This window comes from Streptomyces phyllanthi (assembly GCF_009377205.1).
Lineage (GTDB): Bacteria > Actinomycetota > Actinomycetes > Streptomycetales > Streptomycetaceae > Streptomyces > Streptomyces phyllanthi.
Genome location: NZ_VJZE01000917.1, coordinates 1 through 1,282, shown reverse-complemented (window position 1 = coordinate 1,282; position 1,282 = coordinate 1). Strand labels below are relative to the sequence as shown.

General features: G+C 74.3%; 1 protein-coding gene. It reads left to right on the top strand.

The genetic code is table 11. The features are described 5' to 3' along the window. The first annotated feature begins 63 nt into the window (after positions 1-63). Complete coding sequence (locus FNH04_RS46110) at positions 64-1,215, top strand: glycosyltransferase family 4 protein (protein ID WP_152792166.1); 1,152 nt, start codon at positions 64-66, stop codon at positions 1,213-1,215. Positions 1,216-1,282: the final 67 nt, after the last annotated feature.

The window sequence follows — 1,282 nt, the reverse complement described above, 5'->3', positions numbered from 1 at the left end:
CTCCCCCCACCGCTGCGGTTCCCCCACGCTGAGTTCCGCACCCCGAGACGAGTTGGAGCACCCATGCCCCAGCACGTGCCGTTCTCGCTGCTCGAGGCGTTCCCGCGCTCCGCGCAGCACCCTCCGGCGCACCCCCCACAACCGCGCCGCATCGTGTTCCTCGCCCGCCGTGACCTCGGCAATCCGGCGGCGGGCGGCTCCGAGCTCCTCGTCGACCGGCTGGCCGACGGGCTGACCCGGCTCGGTCACCAGGTCACCCTGCTGTGCGGCGGGCCCGCGGCGTACCGCGACTACCGGGTCGTGTCGGCCGGCGGCGATCTGGGCCACTATCTGCGTGCCAAGCCCGCGTTCGCCCGCCAGGTCGGCGACTGCGACCTGCTGGTCGAGGTGTGCAACGGCATGCCGTACCTGGCACCGCTGTGGCACGACGGGCCCACCCTGTGCCTGGTCAACCATGTGCACACGGAGCTGTGGGACATGCGGTTCGGCGGACCGCTGGCGCCCGCCGCGCGGCTCGGCCGAAGACTCGAGCACTGGGCGCTGACGGGGGCGCAGCGGGGGAACCTGCTGGTCGCCGTCTCCTCGTCGACGGCGCAGGCCCTGCGCGCGATCGGCGTGGAGCGCGAGCGGATCAGAGTGGTGCACAACGGGGTCGAGGAGCCGGGACCGCGTGCGGACCGCTCCCCCGAGCCGCTGTTCGTGGCGGTGGGGCGGCTCGTGGAGTACAAGCGGATCGATCTGCTGCTGCGGCTGTGGGAACGGGTGCGGCCGGTGACGGGCGGGCGGCTGGTGATCGTGGGCGAGGGCCCCGAGCGTGCCCGGCTGGAGCGACTGGCCGGTCCGGACGTGGAGTTCACCGGCCATGTCTCCGAGGCCGAGAAGCACCGGCTGCTCTGCGCGGCCTGGCTGATGCTGCATCCGTCCGCGGTCGAGGGCTGGGGCCTGGTGGTCACCGAGGCGGCGGCCCGCGAGACCCCGGCGGTCGCCTTCGACGTACCCGGACTGCGTGACTCCGTCGTGGACGGCGAGACGGGTGTGCTGGCCGAGGGCGAGTCGTCCTTCGCCGCCGCGTGGTGCGCCCTCGCGCTGTCCACCGACCGCCGCACGCTGATGGGCAAGGCCGCGAGGGAGCGCGCGGCGCGCTACCGGTGGAACCACACGGTGCGCCGGTTCGGGGCGGTGGCCGCGGAGGCGGTCGCGTCCTGGCGGAGGTGACGCCCGTGAACCGCGGTTCCGGCTCCCCCGTCGGGTCCGGCGTACGACGTGTCCCCCCGCCCTGGAA

Bases quoted from the DNA above. Each gene is read 5' to 3' on its own strand.
- FNH04_RS46110 (WP_152792166.1), top strand. From the start codon at position 64: ATGCCCCAGCACGTGCCGTTCTCGCTGCTCGAGGCGTTCCCGCGCTCC.